This is a genomic window from Paenibacillus allorhizosphaerae (assembly GCF_042659105.1).
In the GTDB taxonomy this organism is placed as follows: Bacteria; Bacillota; Bacilli; order Paenibacillales; family NBRC-103111; genus Paenibacillus_G; species Paenibacillus_G allorhizosphaerae.
In genome coordinates, this window is record NZ_JBHSRV010000005.1 from 332,512 (window position 1) to 348,927 (window position 16,416).

At 54.3% G+C, this 16,416-nt stretch carries 12 protein-coding genes; 8 read left to right on the forward strand and 4 right to left on the reverse strand.

All coding sequences use genetic code 11. The annotated features are described in order from the left end of the window. The first annotated feature begins 13 nt into the window (after window positions 1-13). Window positions 14-316: a DUF485 domain-containing protein gene (locus ACFQI7_RS20525; RefSeq protein ID WP_218100329.1), complete on the forward strand. Its 303-nt coding sequence runs from the start codon at window positions 14-16 to the stop codon at window positions 314-316. Between the two features lie 28 nt (window positions 317-344). Then, entirely contained in the window at window positions 345-1,898 is a 1,554-nt protein-coding gene (locus tag ACFQI7_RS20530; protein ID WP_218100330.1) for a solute symporter family protein, read from the forward strand. Window positions 1,899-2,105: 207 nt separating this feature from the next. Here the strand turns inward: ACFQI7_RS20530 and ACFQI7_RS20535 are convergent, their stop codons facing one another. Beyond that, complete coding sequence (locus ACFQI7_RS20535) at window positions 2,106-2,771, reverse strand: DUF559 domain-containing protein (RefSeq protein WP_218100331.1); 666 nt, start codon at window positions 2,769-2,771, stop codon at window positions 2,106-2,108. A gap of 1,273 nt (window positions 2,772-4,044) precedes the next feature. On the opposite strand from ACFQI7_RS20535, the gene ACFQI7_RS20540 reads away from it, so the two are divergent. The 3 genes from ACFQI7_RS20540 to ACFQI7_RS20550 all read left to right on the forward strand — a co-directional run bounded on the left by ACFQI7_RS20540 (window position 4,045) and on the right by ACFQI7_RS20550 (window position 6,450). Further along, entirely contained in the window at window positions 4,045-4,218 is a 174-nt protein-coding gene (locus tag ACFQI7_RS20540; protein ID WP_218100332.1) for a cytochrome c oxidase subunit 2A, read from the forward strand. 38 nt (window positions 4,219-4,256) lie between these two features. After that, the gene (locus tag ACFQI7_RS20545) at window positions 4,257-4,727 is read left to right on the forward strand and encodes a cytochrome c oxidase subunit II (protein WP_218100333.1); all 471 of its coding nucleotides are present in this window, start codon (window positions 4,257-4,259) and stop codon (window positions 4,725-4,727) included. 76 nt (window positions 4,728-4,803) lie between these two features. Further along, entirely contained in the window at window positions 4,804-6,450 is a 1,647-nt protein-coding gene (locus ACFQI7_RS20550) for a b(o/a)3-type cytochrome-c oxidase subunit 1 (protein ID WP_218100410.1), read from the forward strand. 232 nt (window positions 6,451-6,682) lie between these two features. Here the strand turns inward: ACFQI7_RS20550 and ACFQI7_RS20555 are convergent, their stop codons facing one another. The 3 genes from ACFQI7_RS20555 to ACFQI7_RS20565 are packed head-to-tail and all read right to left on the reverse strand — an operon-like array spanning window position 6,683 to window position 8,226. Further along, window positions 6,683-7,039 carry an aminoacyl-tRNA hydrolase gene (locus tag ACFQI7_RS20555; RefSeq protein WP_218100334.1) on the reverse strand — a complete coding sequence of 119 codons (357 nt, stop codon included), beginning with the start codon at window positions 7,037-7,039 and terminating at the stop codon, window positions 6,683-6,685. A 31-nt stretch (window positions 7,040-7,070) separates the two neighbouring features. Continuing rightward, entirely contained in the window at window positions 7,071-7,409 is a 339-nt protein-coding gene (locus tag ACFQI7_RS20560) for a cupin domain-containing protein (RefSeq protein WP_218100335.1), read from the reverse strand. Next, window positions 7,396-8,226, reverse strand: a complete 831-nt coding sequence (locus ACFQI7_RS20565; protein ID WP_218100336.1) for an EcsC family protein — start codon at window positions 8,224-8,226, stop codon at window positions 7,396-7,398. Before ACFQI7_RS20565 ends, ACFQI7_RS20560 begins: the two co-directional genes overlap by 14 nt. Window positions 8,227-8,530: 304 nt before the next feature. Between ACFQI7_RS20565 and serC the strand changes: the two genes are divergently transcribed. The 3 genes from serC (at window position 8,531) to ACFQI7_RS20580 (ending at window position 16,380) form a co-directional block, all read left to right on the forward strand. Beyond that, window positions 8,531-9,625, forward strand: coding sequence for a 3-phosphoserine/phosphohydroxythreonine transaminase (gene serC, locus ACFQI7_RS20570; protein ID WP_230415187.1), 1,095 nt, complete (start codon window positions 8,531-8,533; stop codon window positions 9,623-9,625). Window positions 9,626-9,684: 59 nt separating this feature from the next. Then, a complete protein-coding gene (locus ACFQI7_RS20575) occupies window positions 9,685-10,278 on the forward strand; it encodes a DNA-3-methyladenine glycosylase I (protein ID WP_218100338.1) in 594 nt (197 codons plus the stop codon). 159 nt (window positions 10,279-10,437) lie between these two features. Further along, on the forward strand, window positions 10,438-16,380 hold the full coding sequence (locus ACFQI7_RS20580) for a WIAG-tail domain (RefSeq protein WP_377517474.1): 5,943 nt from the start codon (window positions 10,438-10,440) through the stop codon (window positions 16,378-16,380). Window positions 16,381-16,416: the final 36 nt, after the last annotated feature.

Here is a 16,416-nt window from a genome sequence, read left to right on the forward strand (position 1 = left end):
ATGGAGGGAGATTATGAAAGCCAAAGCGTGGAGTTACGCTTCGATTGCCCGTTCTACCTCATTTCAGCGGTTAATGGCACGCAAAAAACGGTTTTTGCTGCCGATGTCCGTGTTTTTTTTCGCGTACTACTTTGCGCTTCCGATTTTGACTTCGTACACAATAATCCTGAATACGCCGGCTATCGGACCGATCAGTTGGGCCTGGGTATTCGCATTTTCCCAATTCATCATGACTTGGGCGCTCTGCATGATTTACTCCAGCAAATCCAAAGCATACGATGCCATGATTGAAGACATCCGCAAAGAGCTGAACTAACCATAACGATTCCACCGGAGGGATTGCGATGAATTTAACGGCCTTCATACTTTTTCTTGCGATTGTCGGAATGACACTGGTGATTACTTATTTTGCAGCGAAAAAAACCAACTCCACCAGCGAGTTTTATACGGCGGGCGGGGGGTTGACCGGCTGGCAGAACGGCTTGGCCATTGCGGGCGATTACATGTCGGCGGCGTCGTTTCTCGGGATTGCGGGGACGATCGCTTTGGCGGGATTTGACGGATTTTTTTACAGCATCGGCTTTCTGGTCGCCTATCTTGTTGTGCTGTATTTGGTTGCTGAGCCTCTGCGGAATCTCGGTAAATATACGATGGCCGATATGATTGCGGCTCGTTACGACAATAAAAAAGTGCGCGGCGTCGCGGCGTTGAATACGATTGTGATCTCCATCTTTTATATGATTGCGCAGCTCGTCGGGGCCGGTTCGCTGATCAAGCTGCTGCTCGGTCTCGATTATACCACCTCGGTCCTGATCGTCGGCGTGCTGATGACCGTGTATGTCGTCTTCGGCGGAATGCGCGCTACATCTTGGGTTCAGATCATCAAAGCGATTTTGTTGATGGCCGGTACGCTGATTGTTTCGCTCATTGTATTCGGCAAATTCCATTTTAGCTTGACGGACATGTTCGAACAGATGAAAGCGGCGACGCCGCTGAAGGAAACGTTCCTTAACCCGGGCAACAAATACAAAATTCCGCTCGATACGCTGTCGCTTAATCTTGCGCTTGTGCTCGGTACGGCCGGATTGCCGCATATTTTGATCCGTTTCTTTACGGTAAAAGATGCGCCGACGGCAAGAAGCTCGGTTGTGCACGCGACATGGCTGATCGGAATATTTTACGTGATGACCGTTTTCCTGGGCTTTGGCGCGGCTGCATTCGTCGGTTACGATGCTATTATGGCTGCGGACAAAGGGGGCAACATGGCTGCGCCGCTGCTCGCCAAGGCGCTTGGCGGCGATTTCTTCTTCGCCTTTATATCCGCCGTAGCTTTTGCCACCATTCTTGCCGTGGTCACCGGACTCGTACTGTCGGCGGCGTCCGCGTTCGCCCATGACTTCTACACTCATATTATTCGCCGCGGCGATGCCGGGGAGAAAGAGCAGATGAAAGTGGCGCGCTGGGCCTCCGTAGGAGTAGCCGTGCTGTCGATTTTGCTATCTTTGTTTGCGCAAAAGCTCAACGTGGCTTTTCTTGTCAGCGTGGCTTTCGCCATCGCAGCCAGCGCCAATCTTCCCGTGATTCTGTTCACGATTTTCTGGCGCCGCTTCAATACCACGGGGGCCATCGTCGGGATGCTGACCGGTCTCATCTCCGCTATTATTCTTGTGGTGCTGAGCCCGAGCGTGTGGAGTCCGGAAGCAGGCAAGGCGATCCTTGTCGGCCATCCGCTGTTCCCGCTCGCGAATCCGGGCATCGTCTCGATCCCGCTTGGATTTATCGGCGCGATGATCGGTACGCTGCTCACCTCCGGCAAAAACGTACCCGCGGCGGCTTCCGAGAAGTTCGACGAGATTCTCGTTCGGGCCAACACCGGCATCAGACCGTCGGGAGAATAAATAGATAGAAAACTTGGAGTTCGTTTTGCGGAGCTATAAATGGGAGCCTGCCCTCTGGCGCAGGCTTCAAAGTGTCGATTAAAGTCTCTCAGACTTTTCGGCACTTTTTATTTTTTTATATGGAGGCTCGTATCTCATAGTGTTAGTCCTCACTTTTACTGATCGTACAAAACAACGGGAGTTTTCAATAATCTAAAGGCCGACTATCTAACAATCTCCTGCCTCGCGAAGGTGATATACGGTTGCTCGCTTGTGATAAGGAGGAATGAAAAACGAACCTTCTTTTACAAAGCGTTTCATCCATTCGGCAGCCGTACTATTGCAGATGCCAAATTCCACCGCTACTTCTCCGGGCTTGATTTTACCGTTGCGGCGGTTTGCCATTTGAATGACAAGCTTTTTCCTTTGAAGCCATATATCCGCCGCATGGACCGTCAGCGCTCCATGATCAATCGTCCACCAGTGACCGATGGCCTGCATAATTTGCCTTTGGCATAATTGAGGGCGCTTCTCAACTTGACGTGCCGAAAAACGAAGCAGCAGCCAACCGTACAAAATGAGGTCGTTTTGCCGCATCAAATGGTCGTCAAATTCGCCCGAAGATATGTCTCGGGCATGTGTGGTGAAGCCGTCGATTTCGATAATGAGCCTCATTCCGTTTTTCACGAACACGAAATCGGCAAAACGTATGCCACCTTTGAAATCCTTAAAAGGATATTCTGCTTTTAATCCGTCGTAGTTGTGCTGAAAGGCAGGGCCCCACACTTCTTGCAGAAAGACGAGCTCCGCTCTCCCGAGTTGATTGCGAAATGAACCGTTTTGCTGAGCTTCGCGCTCAAAATTGCCGATAAACCGCTTCAGATTCGTATGCATTGCACCCTCCATTTCTTCACGTGAACACAAAAAACACCCAATACGCAGAACAAATTCTGCATACGGGGTGTGCTTCACTCCGGTTGATGATTTGGTTTTGAGGTAAGGCTGCTTTACCGCACGATTGTGGTTATGATTGTACGGCAGTTTATGCGGATTTGCAAGCTCTTTCGTGTGTTGACGTTTGGATATCGATTCATTTGCATGAGTCCCCGAAATGAGGAGTAAGTTGAGTTAATCAAATTAAAAACACGCTTTCTCGGTATCCCTTAATAGCGGCAACTGACCCGCAATGAGACGCGCAAGAAGGAAGCGGATTTGCGAGCGCAGCAGTTGCAAATGAGAACGCGTTACACCGACGAAATATTAATAACACCATCCATCACGATAAAAATTTAGTAACGCCAGATGAAGATGCACAAAAGGGCAGCTATCAGGGAAAATCGAACTGTTACTAGCCCTGTACGAACTAACTTCGGCACCAAGATAGGTAGAATTGCGAAATAATAAGGCAAAGCGAACTATTCAGAGGGTAATGGCTTTGAATAATGGTATTTTGCCAACTATTCAGTCAATTGCGTTGAAATGAGGCGAATTTAGTACGAATTGGGCAATTATTAGTTGCTATTTTCCTGATGAGTTGAAGTGTCTCTGACAGGTCTATTTTACGTCCCTAATCCGTGAAGACGGGTGGAGGAAACAGTACCCTAAGCAATTTTTACCGGAAAATACACGAAAAGGTTGGCTAGAATGGAGAACTGAACTATTAATAGCCTTATGCTCACTAATTTCGGCACATGATAGGTAGAATTGCGAAATAATAAGGCATAGTGAACTATTCAGAGGGCAATGGCTTTGAATAATGGTCTTTTGCCAACTATTCAGTCAATTGCGTCGAAATGAGGCGAATTTAGTACGAATTGGGCAATTATTTAGTTGCTATTTGCCCGATGAGTTGAAAGAGTCTCGTGCTCAGGCCAACGCCGCCTCGCCGCCGTGGTGGCCGACGCAGTGTGCATTCGCGCGGCTCCATGCCACCGCGCCGTTTCCGCCGCTCTTCCTCCGTCCGCATAGCCGCTATCGTACGTACTACCGTCATCTTGCTGTTCCCACACGAAACTACTACGGATTACGCACCACCTACCAATTGTACATAAATCGTTCACGATTCCGCTTCAATCGGTGTGATTTTGATCATAGTGGCGAGGAGCGCACTTTTCTACAATGAGCACATGAAGAACAAACACCCTGCGTGCAGAGGGAGGCAGCGACAATGGCAAAACCGCAACAAACGAATGCAGTGCCCGAGAACAGGCCGTCCCGACCCGATCAAGGACATCAACACGACCAAAACCTCAGCGGAACTTTTGTTTCCGTCATGATATTGGGCGCGTTTCTATTAGTAACGTGGGTCGGCGTATTTTTACTGTTTCTGTCGAGAGGCTAAGCGCACAAAGAGAGAAATATTCGAGGGGATGAAGGCAAATGCATATTCATCGGTTAGAAAAGATCTGGTTAATATTCGGCATTGCGATGCTTTTCGCGTTTTTGGCCGTGGTGGGCGTCGGCGCCTTCGCAATGGGCATGCAGCCGCCCGGCGATCACCGGCACATGGTAAACCCGGAGACGGTCGATCAAGTGGCGCCGTTCAACCAACCGGGGCTGCGAAAGATCGGCGAGAACGAATACGAGGCTTACATGCTCGCTTTCGCCTTCGGCTATGCGCCGGAAAAGATGGAGATTCCGCTCGGGGCTACGGTTCATTTTTATGTAACAAGCAAAGATGTGGTACACGGTTTCCAAATTCCCGGCACGAATATCAACATGATGGTCGTCCCGGGCGAAGTCAACCATTTGACGTATAAATTCGATAAAGCCGGAAATTTTCTCATTTTGTGCAACGAGTACTGCGGCGTGGCCCACGAAATGATGATGACTACGCTGATCGTGAAATAACGCCGAATGGCCGGCTGCGAACGTGATGCGGGACGGAAAGTAATGTTTTTCACAAAGGAGTGTCTAAATTATGGGAATGGATACGGCAAAAGGCTTTGACCGCCGCGATACGTCGCTGGTACTGGCGCATATCTTGTTTGCTTTCGGCGCGCTGCTGATCGGCGGAATTGCAGGCTTGCTGCAAGGACTCGTCCGCGGCGGGATGATAAAGCTACCGTACGAGATCGGCTATTACCAGCTGCTGACGGCACATGGCGTGCTGATGGCTTTAATTTTTACCACGTATTTTATTATCGGTTTTATGTACTCTGGCGTGGCGAAGTCGCTTGGAGGTTATTTGCTTCCGATTTCGCGCAAGCTGGGCTGGCTCGGGTTCGGGCTGATGTCGACCGGTACGATCGTGGCGACGATTCTTATTTTGCTGAACAAGGCGACGGTGCTGTATACGTTTTATGCCCCGCTGAAAGCATCGCCGTGGTTTTATGTCGCGCTCGTATTCGTGGTAGTCGGCAGTTGGATGAGCGGCTTCGGCATTTTCATCAACTACCGCTACTGGAAAAAAGTAAATCAAGGCAAGACGACGCCGATCTTTACGTTCATGGCGGTGGCGACGATGATGATGTGGATTATTGCGACGCTGGGCGTAGCGATCGAAGTTCTATTCCAGCTCATCCCTTGGTCGTTCGGCTGGGTTGAGACCGTCAACGTCGTTTTGAGCCGTACACTGTTCTGGTATTTTGGCCATCCGCTCGTGTACTTCTGGCTGTTACCCGCCTATATGTGCTGGTACGTTATCATTCCGAAGGTAATCGGGGGCAAAATGTTCAGCGACGCATTGGCCAGGCTCTCCTTCATTATGTTTCTGCTGTTCTCGATTCCCGTCGGCCTTCACCATCAATTGATGGAGCCGGGCATCACGAACGTATGGAAGTACGTACAGGTTGTGCTTACCTTCATGGTCATCATCCCGTCTTTAATGACGGCGTTCTCGCTGTTCGCTACGTTTGAGCAGCACGGCCGTTCGGTCGGCGCCAAAGGCTTGTTTGGCTGGCTGAAAAAATTGCCTTGGAACGATGTCCGCTTCTTTGCTCCGTTCATGGGCATGCTCATTTTCATTCCGGCCGGAGCGGGCGGAATTGTCAATGCGAGCCACGAACTTAACGCAGTCGTGCACAATACGCTGTGGGTTACCGGACACTTCCATCTTACCGTTGCCACATCTGTAGCCCTTACGTTTTTTGGCGTGACGTATTGGCTGATCCCGGCAATGACCGGCAGGGTACTGACCCCGAAAATGCACCGTCTAGGCATCATCCAGACATTGATCTGGGTTGTCGGCATGTTCTTTATGTCCGGTTCGATGCACACGGTCGGGCTGCTCGGATCGCCTCGCCGCACCGCTTTCACGACGTATCAAGACCATCCCGATGCTGTGCTCTGGATGCCATATCATGTGGCGATGGCAATTGGCGGTATGATTTTGTTCATTGGCGTTATCCTGATGATTGTCAATATTGTGATGCTGCTGAATGCGCCGAAAGGTTACACCGAGTATCCGCTCGCAGAAGTCAGCGAGAAGGCGGAGCAAACGCCGGCCATCTTCGAACGTTGGGGTGTATGGGTTGGCATCGTAGTCGTACTGATTTTGGTTGCCTATGCAATGCCGGTGACCGAGATGATCACAAATCCCGGCGTAGGTTCGAAAGGCTTTGTCACCTGGTAAGGCGGCCAGTTTAGAAGCGAAGAAATAGACCGAAAGCATATGGGGAGATATGCGGTCATGGCCGGACTACATGCTATCATGTACATTGACCGGACAGGCTGGAATAGATCGGTCACTAATAAACCAGACACGAATGCTGCATGTCTACAATCGTATATTTGGAGGAAACCACACCATGTATACCGAACAGGAGCACTTCAATCCGATAGCGGAATGAAGTGCTCCTGTTGTTCTAAAGCAGCTGAAGCTCGGATGTAAACTTGCGAGCATCGCTTTTGGCCATCGGCGGCATGACGACCACGGTGAGCGAACCGGAGGGAACCTCCGTATGCCCGGCATCGCGAATGGACAAGAAGCCGTTCTCGGTCAAACGAAGCAGCTGCTGTTCGGAGCCCTTCAACACGATCTTTTTTTGCCCGGACTGGAGCCAGTCCTGAAACAGGGCATGATCTTGTTTGCTATTTAGCAAAATATGCAGCGTCATCGTCGTGGCTGCGTGGGCGACTTGTGCCGCGACTTTTCCGGGCGACATGCCAAGCTCCTCATTGACGATAAAATATTGCACCAAATCGATATCGGCGGACTTCATAGATCCCCATCCTTTGCCTAGTTTGTTGGAATCATGCTTCGTGACGGTCGCCGCGGGTTTGCGGTTGAGATATGACGAGAAATTCCACGTCGGCATCCGATTGGTTTTTCATTTGATGCGGAATGCCGGGCGGCACCTCGCATCCTTCCATCGCCTCCAGCGTGTGCGTCGTGCCCTCTACCTCCAGCTCGGCCGTACCGGAGAGGACGAAGAAAAACTGCCGCGCCAGCCGGTGGTAATGTCTTACTTCCGACGTTCCTGAGGGCATGCGCTCATGAATGATGCTGAGCTCCGGCTGCTTCACCAGATGCCACCCATCGCAATGCGTTCCCCAAATATAATGCTCGGCGTTCGTCTTACTGATTTTCATTGGCTTCTCCTTTGTCATCGATAGGTTCGGATGTGATCCACCTTGTTTCGGGCAGCTTTTGTTCCCGCCGTATGGCCTCGTCCATCCAACGCAGCCGGAAACAGTTCATCCCTGTACGCCCCAGCTCTTCCAGCAAGCCGTAATTGGCCCATGCTCCGACCACAGCGCCGATTCCCGGCAAGAGCTGGAGCATTTTGCGGAAATCGATCGTGTCGCGGTATTCCTGCTGCAGCTGACGCCAATTGATATGCTGCGCATACGTATCGGCAGGCGGAAGCGACTTGACCGTCTCCTCCCATTCGCCGATGGTACGCAGCAGGGCAGGCTTCTTGTTTTGGCCGGAGAACGCAAGCTGAAATACGTACAGAATAAATAACCGTTCCCGGTAGTCGAGCGTGGAATGACCGTAAATATGGGCCAGCTCGAATAAGAATTTCATTTTGATGCCGATCAGGATCGGAAAGTCGGCCAGCCCGAGCAATATGCCGCCTGCGCCGGTGCCTGCGCCTTCCGCGGCGGCCAGCTTTTTATAGAACGAGATCAGCTCTTCGGCACGGTGGTCGCGCAAAGCCAGCGACATGGAGACGAGCGGTTCGCTTTTCGGAATGTAATCTATTCCGAACAAAGCGGTCTGCACAATGCCTTTCACCGTTGCCGTAATCGTTGCATGCACTTTGTCCGGAATAACCTGATTGATTTTCGATTGTACCGCTCGTGATGTTTTTTCGATGACGCCGGGCGGCTTGCGCAGTTCTTTTTCCCAACGGATCAGCTCTTTGGCGACCTGCCGCTCGTAAACGGTAAAACGGTCGTTCATGCGGTCGATCCCCCTCTTGTACAGCGCTTATTCTTAGTATATAATCATACCATAATTTCAGACCGTGACTATGCCGATGACGGGCTTCCAACCTTGAGGCGTTTTCGTCAAGAGCATTTCTTGCATGCCTAGCGCAGAGGAATGCGACCTAAGTCAACCGGCCCCGCCCGTTACAGCGGAACCAAGCGGACCTGAATGCGCATGCGTTCGGTCAAATTGGGTGGCACCGCGAGCAAGCGCTCCTCGTCCCAATCGGATGAAGGCGCTTTTTGCATTTTTACACCCATTTGAAAGGATGAGAAGCATGAACGAACAAAGAAAGCATAACTTCAATCCGGGTCCTGCAGCGCTGCCGTTGGAAGTGCTAGAGGAGGCGCAGGAAGCGTTCGTCGAGTACGGCGGACTCGGTATGTCGATGATGGAGGTATCCCACCGCAGCAAAGCGTACGAACAGGTACATGAGGAGACGCAGTCGCTCTTGCTTGAAGTTCTCGGCCTGCCGTCAGGCTACCGGGTGCTGTTCATGGGGGGAGGCGCGAGCGCCCAGTTTGCTCTCGTACCAATGAATTTGCTGACGGAAGGAAAAAGCGGGGTCTACTTGCTTTCGGGCAGCTTCGCGGAAAAAGCTTATCTGGAAGCACTAACGGTCGGTGACGCGGTCGTCGCGGCAAGCACGAAAGAGCAAGGCTGGCGTGTTCTTCCGAAGACGGACGGACTCCCCATACCGCCGAATGCAGCTTATGTGCATATGACGACGAACAATACGATCGAAGGCTCCCAATTCCGTACTTTTCCCGAACCGGCGTACGATGTGCCGCTGATCGGCGATATGACCAGCGACCTGCTCTGCCGCGACATCGATCTGTCCCGGTTTGCGCTCATTTACGCAGGGGCGCAAAAAAACCTCGGCCCCGCCGGGGTCACGGCCGTCATCATCCGCGATGATTTGCTCGAACGTGCGTCGAAGACGATTCCGGCCATTTTCCGGTACGCCACGTTTGCCGACAGCGGGTCGCTGTACAACACGCCGCCGGTGCATTCCATTTATATGGTCAACCTGGTGTTGAAATGGGTGCAGCGTCAGGGCGGCGTAGCGGCGCTGGAGCGGCGCAACGCCCGCAAAGCGCAGCGGATCTACGAAGCGATCGATGTAAGCGGAGGCTTCTATCAAGGCATCATAGAGAAGGACTGCCGCTCGATCATGAATATAACATGGCGCATGGTTAGTGACGCACTCACCCCGCTGTTCGTTGAACAATCCGAACGCTACGGATTCGACGGCCTGGCGGGCCACCGGAGCGTAGGCGGTTTGCGGGCATCGGCGTACAATGCGGTGACGGAGGAATCGTGCCGTGCGCTGGCCGATTTTATGACGGATTTTCAAAAACGATACGGTTGACTATGACAGCATTTGTCATAGTTAATGATTATACTTATACGGATTAGGAGGGACTAGGTATGGAAGCTAATGTTTGCCGATGCGGCTGGGTCAATGAAGACCCGTTATATATCGATTATCACGATAAGGAATGGGGGGTTCCGGTACACGACGACCGCCAGTTGTTCGAAATGCTTACGCTGGAGGGGGCCCAAGCGGGACTTAGCTGGTATACCGTGCTGAAAAAAAGAGAAAATTACCGGGAAGCGTTCGACGGCTTCGATCCGCAGCTGGTAGCTGCTTATGATGAGGAAAAAATAGCAGCGCTGCTTGCCGATCCGGGACTTATCCGCAACCGGCTGAAAATTCGGGGGACCGTAACCAACGCGCAGGCGTTTCTTCGCGTGCAGCAGGAGTTCGGAAGCTTCGACCGGTTCATCTGGAGCTTCGTCGGCGGATCGCCGATCCTTGGCCGTTGGGAGAGCCTGAAGGAAGTGCCAGTCAGCACGCCGGAATCGGATGCGATGAGCAAGGCTTTGAAGAAGCGCGGATTTACATTTGTCGGGACGACGATCTGCTATGCGTACATGCAGGCGACGGGTATGGTCATGGACCATACGACAAGCTGTTTCCGTTACTCCGAAGTTTTGGAAGCGGCCGCAGAGACAAGTTAATTTCGGAAAGAAAATGCCGGTTCGCTGTGCGGCCGCCTATTTTTCCCTAGACGGATGACCTTCTTCTGGGTATATGCATATGTTACAAGTGACTTTATGTAGTTATATCCAACGTTGTTGACCATCAAAAAGTTCATCATGTACAATGGGAGGCCCGTCATGAAAAAGGTGAGCCGCCGGGAATCCGGCAGGAAGAGCCGTGCGTTAAAAAGCAATCGCATGGGTGCGTTTGTTAACGAATTGAGCTGGTTGGATGAAAAACCGGAAACGGAAACGGCAAGTGCTAATAAATCAGTCAAAGTGAGCAGAGTAACGGTCGATGCAGATGAAATGAAACAGGATATGGATAGTGACTGGAAGGTCAAACAGGATATGAACTCTGAATGGAAGGTACAACCGGATATTCGTTCTGACCGGATTGTGCCTCCCGCGCTTACCGCCCCCCCTGTTTCGGTATTGAAGCAAATTACGGAGCGGAAAGCTACGGTAGCTTCGGGGCCAATCATTTATACGGACGATTTGGCCGATGAATCCGTCACTACCGAGAAAATCGCAAAGTTCGCAGTAGATCATGAAAAAATCAAGCGCGGGAGCATCACAAGGGATAACTTAGCCGACTATGCAGTGGACGGCACCAAACTGGCGGACCGCAGCGTTACCCAGCAGAAGATAGCGCATCGCACAATCACGGAGGAGCATATCGCAAACGGCTCCATTTCAACGGAAAAAATACAGGACCGGGCGATTACCGGAGATAAGCTGCTGGACAACAGCATCACTTCCGAGAAGCTTGCCGACAAGACGATTGATGCGATGAAAATCGCCGAGCGTTCGATCCACTCGAAGCATCTGGCGGAGGACACGATTACAGCCGATTTGCTCCAAAACCAGTCGATTACCTCAGAGAAGATTCGAAGCGGAGCGATCCAAACGGCTAACCTGGCCAATTATGCGGTTAACACGGCCAAACTGGCTGATAGCGCCGTTACGACGGAAAAGCTGAGAAACTCGTCGGTAACCGGTGATAAGCTTGCCGACGGGGAAATTACGTCCGCCAAGCTGGCCAATCAATCGGTAACGGAAGAAAAGTTGGCGCCATGGAGCATATCCTCCGATCATTTGAAATTAAAATCGGTGCTCCAGGAGCATTTGACGCCGGGAGTTGTACGAGGGATTAACATCTCGCCGAAGCAGATCGAAGCGGTTCACTTGACTGAGGACTCCATACTGCCGGTACATTTGAGGGATGGCGCGGTAACGACCGACAAGCTGGCCAAAGGCTCCGTGCAAAGTGTGCATTTGCAGGAAGGGATCATAGGGGGCAAGCATCTTCAGGAAGGACTTATCCAAAACCGCCATATAAGCTCTCGCTCAGTAACGACCGATAAGCTGGTGGAGGGAAGCGTAGGCACGCCGCAGCTCGCAGATGCATCCGTAACGACAGATAAACTGGCCGAGCAAGGTGTAACTTCGCGGAAGATTGCCCACCGTGCGGTGCAGAAGGAGCATCTTGCTGCCGGATCGGTAGGAACCGGGCATTTGTCGGAAAAAGCAGTCCAGTCGGGGCATTTGGCATTCAAATCGGTAGGCAGCGAGCATCTGCAGGAGCGTTCCGTTTCCTCCGATAAACTGGCTGACCGGGCGGTAACCTCCGATAAACTGTCTGGGGCGGCAGTACAGGCGCAGCACCTGCAGGAAGGTGCCGTTCTGACGGGGCACATCGCCAACCACAGCATCACAGCCTCCAAGCTTTCTCCGGAATCGGTTTCTACGGATAAAGTGACCAATTTGGCGATTACCTCGTCGAAGCTTGCGCACGGCAGCGTTACATCGGAGAAGCTCGACAAAGGAGCCGTTCAGTCCGAACATTTATTGGCGGGTGCTGTCCAATCCATCCATTTGGTGAAAGCATCAGTGAAGACACCGCATCTGGCCACAGGGGCGATAACAAATGACAAGTTGGCGGACGGAGTCGTATCCGCAGAGAAATTGGCGGAAGGAGCTGTCACGTCGGTACAGCTTGCTGAAGGAGCGGTGCGCAGCCAGCATGTAGCTGAGGGTGCAGTCGGCAGCGAGCAGTTGGCGGAAGGTTCGATAACCGCCGCACATATAGCACCGGGCGCGATAGACGGCAGCGGACTTAGCGCACAGGCGGTAACATCGTCGCATCTGGCAGCGGAGGCTGTTGAGACGGATCATTTGGCTGTAGGTGCGGTGACACGGGAGAAACTGGCCATAGGAGCCGTAGGGGTAGATCAACTGGCTGAGGGCGCGGTGATTTCGAGGAAGTTGGCACCTGAAGCGGTGGGAGCGGATCAGTTGGCCGAAGGCGCGGTCACGTCAGAGAAGCTGCGGGCGGGAGCCGTAGGAGTGGATCAACTGGCCGAAGGCGCTGTGACGATGGAGAAGTTGGCTATTGGAGCCATCGGGGCAAAGCAACTGGTCGATGGCGCCGTAACGATAGAGAAGTTGGCGGAAGGAGCGGTCGGAACCGATCAACTAGCTGAAGGTGCCGTGACGTCAGAGAAGGTGGCGTCCGGATCGATCGGAACCGATCAACTGGCGGAAGGCGCCGTGACTTCGAGGAAACTGGCACTTGAAGCCGTAGGAGCGGATCAGCTGGCCGAAGGCGCCGTGACGTCGGAGAAGGTGGCGTCGGGATCGATCGGAACGGATCAATTAGCCGAAGGCGCCGTGACGTCGGGGAAGCTTGCGGCGAGATCGATCAGAACGGATCAACTGGCCGAAGGCGCTGTGACGTCGGAGAAGCTGAGGGCGGGAGCCGTAGGAGCGGATCAACTAGCCGAAGGCGCCGTAACGTCAGAGAAGCTGATGGCAGCAGCCGTTGGAACGGATCAATTGGCAGAAGGCGCCGTGACGTCGGAGAAGGTGGCGTTGGAATCGATCGGAACGGATCAACTGGCCGAAGGCGCCGTGACATCGGAGAAGTTGAGGGCGGGAGCCGTAGGAGCGGATCAACTAGCCGAAGGCGCCGTAACGTCGGAGAAGCTGATGGCAGGAGCCGTTGGAACGGATCAACTAGCCGAAGGCGCCGTGACGTCGGAGAAGGTGGCGTCGGGATCGATCGGTACGGATCAACTGGCCGAAGGCGCCGTGACGTCGGAGAAGGTAGCTGCGGAATCGATCGGGACGGATCAGCTAGCCGAAGGCGCCGTAACGATAGAAAAGCTGGCAGCAGGCGCGGTCGGGGCGGATCAGCTGGCCGAAGGCGCCGTGACGTCGGAGAAGGTGGCGTCGGGATCGATCGGAACGGATCAGTTAGCCGAAGGCGCTGTGACGTCGGAGAAGGTGGCGTCGGGATCGATCGGAACGGATCAACTGGCCGAAGGCGCCGTGACGTCGGAGAAGGTGGCGTCGGGATCGATCGGAACGGATCAACTGGCCGAAGGCGCCGTGACGTCGGAGAAGGTAGCTGCGGAATCGATCGGGACGGATCAGCTAGCCGAAGGTGCCGTAACGATAGAGAAGCTGGCAGCAGGCGCGGTCGGGGCGGATCAACTGGCCGAAGGCGCCGTGACGTCGGAGAAGGTGGCGTCGGGATCGATTGGAACGGATCAGTTGGCCGAAGGCGCCGTGACGTCGGAGAAGGTGGCGTCAGGATCGATCGGAACGGATCAGTTGGCCGAAGGCGCCGTGACGTCGGAGAAGGTGGCGTCAGGATCGATCGGAACGGATCAGTTGGCCGAAGGCGCCGTGACGTCGGAGAAGGTGGCGTCGGGATCGATCGGAACGGATCAGTTGGCCGAAGGCGCCGTGACGTCGGAGAAAGTAGCGTCGGGATCGATTGGAACGGATCAGTTGGCCGAAGGCGCCGTGACGTCGGAGAAGGTGGCGTCGGGATCGATCGGAACGGATCAATTAGCCGAAGGCGCCGTGACGTCGGAGAGGCTTGCGGCGAGATCGATCGGAACGGATCAACTGGCTGAAGGCGCCGTGACGTCGGAGAAGGTGGCGTCGGGATCGATCGGAACGGATCAGTTGGCCGAAGGCGCCGTGACGTCGGAGAAAGTAGCGTCGGGATCGATCGGAACGGATCAGTTGGCCGAAGGCGCCGTAACGTCGGAGAAGGTGGCGTCGGGATCGATCGGAACGGATCAACTGGCTCAAGGCGCCGTGACGTCGGAGAAGGTGGCAGCGAGATCGATCGGAACGGATCAATTGGCCGAAGGTGCCGTGACGTCGAAGAAGCTTGCAGCGAGATCGATCGGAACGGAACAACTGGCCGAAGGGGCCGTAACGTCGGGGAAGCTTGCAACGAGATCGATCAGAACGGATCAACTGGCTGAAGGCGCCGTGACTTCGAGGAAACTGGCACGTGAAGCCGTAGGAACGGATCAATTGGCTGAAGGTGCGGTCACGTCGGAGAAGCTGAGGGCGGGAGCCGTAGGTACGGAACAACTGGCCGAAGGTGCCGTAACATCGGGAAAGGTAGCAGCGGGATCGATCGGAACGGATCAACTGGCTGAAGGCGCCGTGACGCCTGAGAAGGTGGCAGCGGGGTCGATCGGAACGGATCACCTGGCCGCAGGTGCAGTGACAGTGGAGAAGCTGGTGGCGGGAGCCGTCGGAACGGAGCAGTTGGCCGAAGGCGCCGTAACGTCGGGGAAGGTAGCAGCGGGATCGATCGGGACGGATCAGCTGGCTGAAGGTGCCGTGACGTCGGAGAAGCTGGCATCCGGATCAATCGGAACGGATCAACTGGCTGAAGGTGCCGTGACGCCGGAGAAGCTGGCATCCGGATCAATCGGAACGGATCAACTGGCTGAAGGTGCCGTGACGCCGGAGAAGCTGGCAGCAGGATCGGTCGGAACGGACCAACTGGCCGAAGGCGCAGTGACAGTGGAGAAGTTGGTGGCGGGTGCCGTCGGAACGGAACAGTTGGCCGAAGGTGCCGTGACGTCGGCGAAGGTAGCAGCGGGATCGATCGGGATAGATCAATTGGCAGAAGGCGCCGTGACGTCGGAGAAGCTTGCAGCGGGATCGATCGGAACGGATCAACTGGCCGAAGGCGCAGTGACAGTGGAGAAGCTGGTGGCTGGAGCCGTCGGAACGGAACAGTTAGCCGAAGGCGCCGTGACGTCGGCGAAGGTGGCAGCGGGATCGATCGGGACGGATCAACTGGCTGAAGGTGCCGTGACGTCGGAGAAGGTTGCGACGGGTTCGATCAATACGGATCAACTGGCTGAAGGCGCCGTAACTTCGAGGACGCTGGCACGTGAAGCCGTGGGAGCAGATCAGTTGGCCGAAGGTGCGGTCACGTCGGAGAAGCTGAGGGCGGGAAACGTCGGAGCGGATCATCTGGCCGAAGGCGCCGTGACGTCGGAGAAGGTGGCAGCCGGATCAATCGGAACCGATCAACTGGCCGAACGCGCCGTAACGTCGGAGAAACTCGCGGCAGGGGCTGTCGGAACGGATCAGCTCTCCCAACGAGCGGTCACGGGAGAGCACATCCGGGTGGATTCAATAGAAGGCATTCACCTCAAGCAGGAATCGCTCTCCGGTTATCATCTCATCCCTGGTACGGTATCTGTGCTCCATCTGGAGCCGATACTCCAAACGCTGATCGGCGAGCTGTGCGCCGAACGCGCAGCCGCACTTGCATTGCCATTTTCCGAGGAAGAGCGGGCCATCGTTGAGGCTGTGGAAAGCAATTTTCCTCAGGAAGACGCTATCGCTGAAAACTTTTCATGGCAAGAAATGACCGGAGCAGCGGTATCCATATCCGCGGTTTCCGAACTGGAGACGGAAGCGTTCACGCTAGCGGAGCCACCGCTTCAGCAATCCGTCAAATTGCCAGTGGCGTCGCAGCAGTTCGGACTCGCGACATTCCTGCTTCAAGACGGGGCAGATGCCGTGAGCATCCATTTAGCTTTCGATCATCCTTTTGCCGACGTCAGCTACGCGCTGGTAGCGACGACAGATCAGGCCGGCTGCTATGCCATCGTGAGCAGCAAGACTAACGGCGCTGCGGAACTTCAGATCGTCCGCAGGGATGGAAGCCGGCGCAGAGGTAAAGCGGCAGGTGCCGCCGACCTGTCAGGAACGGTCAACTGGATAGCCATCGGAACGGTTGAAGCATAACGATAAAGTTTTCCCGATGAAGCCCGCGGAAACGCC

Bases quoted from the DNA above. Each gene is read 5' to 3' on its own strand.
- ACFQI7_RS20525 (WP_218100329.1), top strand. From the start codon at position 14: ATGAAAGCCAAAGCGTGGAGTTACGCTTCGATTGCCCGTTCTACCTCA.
- ACFQI7_RS20530 (WP_218100330.1), top strand. From the start codon at position 345: ATGAATTTAACGGCCTTCATACTTTTTCTTGCGATTGTCGGAATGACA.
- ACFQI7_RS20535 (WP_218100331.1), bottom strand. From the start codon at position 2,771: ATGCATACGAATCTGAAGCGGTTTATCGGCAATTTTGAGCGCGAAGCT.
- ACFQI7_RS20540 (WP_218100332.1), top strand. From the start codon at position 4,045: ATGGCAAAACCGCAACAAACGAATGCAGTGCCCGAGAACAGGCCGTCC.
- ACFQI7_RS20545 (WP_218100333.1), top strand. From the start codon at position 4,257: ATGCATATTCATCGGTTAGAAAAGATCTGGTTAATATTCGGCATTGCG.
- ACFQI7_RS20550 (WP_218100410.1), top strand. From the start codon at position 4,804: ATGGATACGGCAAAAGGCTTTGACCGCCGCGATACGTCGCTGGTACTG.
- ACFQI7_RS20555 (WP_218100334.1), bottom strand. From the start codon at position 7,039: ATGAAGTCCGCCGATATCGATTTGGTGCAATATTTTATCGTCAATGAG.
- ACFQI7_RS20560 (WP_218100335.1), bottom strand. From the start codon at position 7,409: ATGAAAATCAGTAAGACGAACGCCGAGCATTATATTTGGGGAACGCAT.
- ACFQI7_RS20565 (WP_218100336.1), bottom strand. From the start codon at position 8,226: ATGAACGACCGTTTTACCGTTTACGAGCGGCAGGTCGCCAAAGAGCTG.
- serC (WP_230415187.1), top strand. From the start codon at position 8,531: ATGAACGAACAAAGAAAGCATAACTTCAATCCGGGTCCTGCAGCGCTG.
- ACFQI7_RS20575 (WP_218100338.1), top strand. From the start codon at position 9,685: ATGGAAGCTAATGTTTGCCGATGCGGCTGGGTCAATGAAGACCCGTTA.
- ACFQI7_RS20580 (WP_377517474.1), top strand. From the start codon at position 10,438: ATGAAAAAGGTGAGCCGCCGGGAATCCGGCAGGAAGAGCCGTGCGTTA.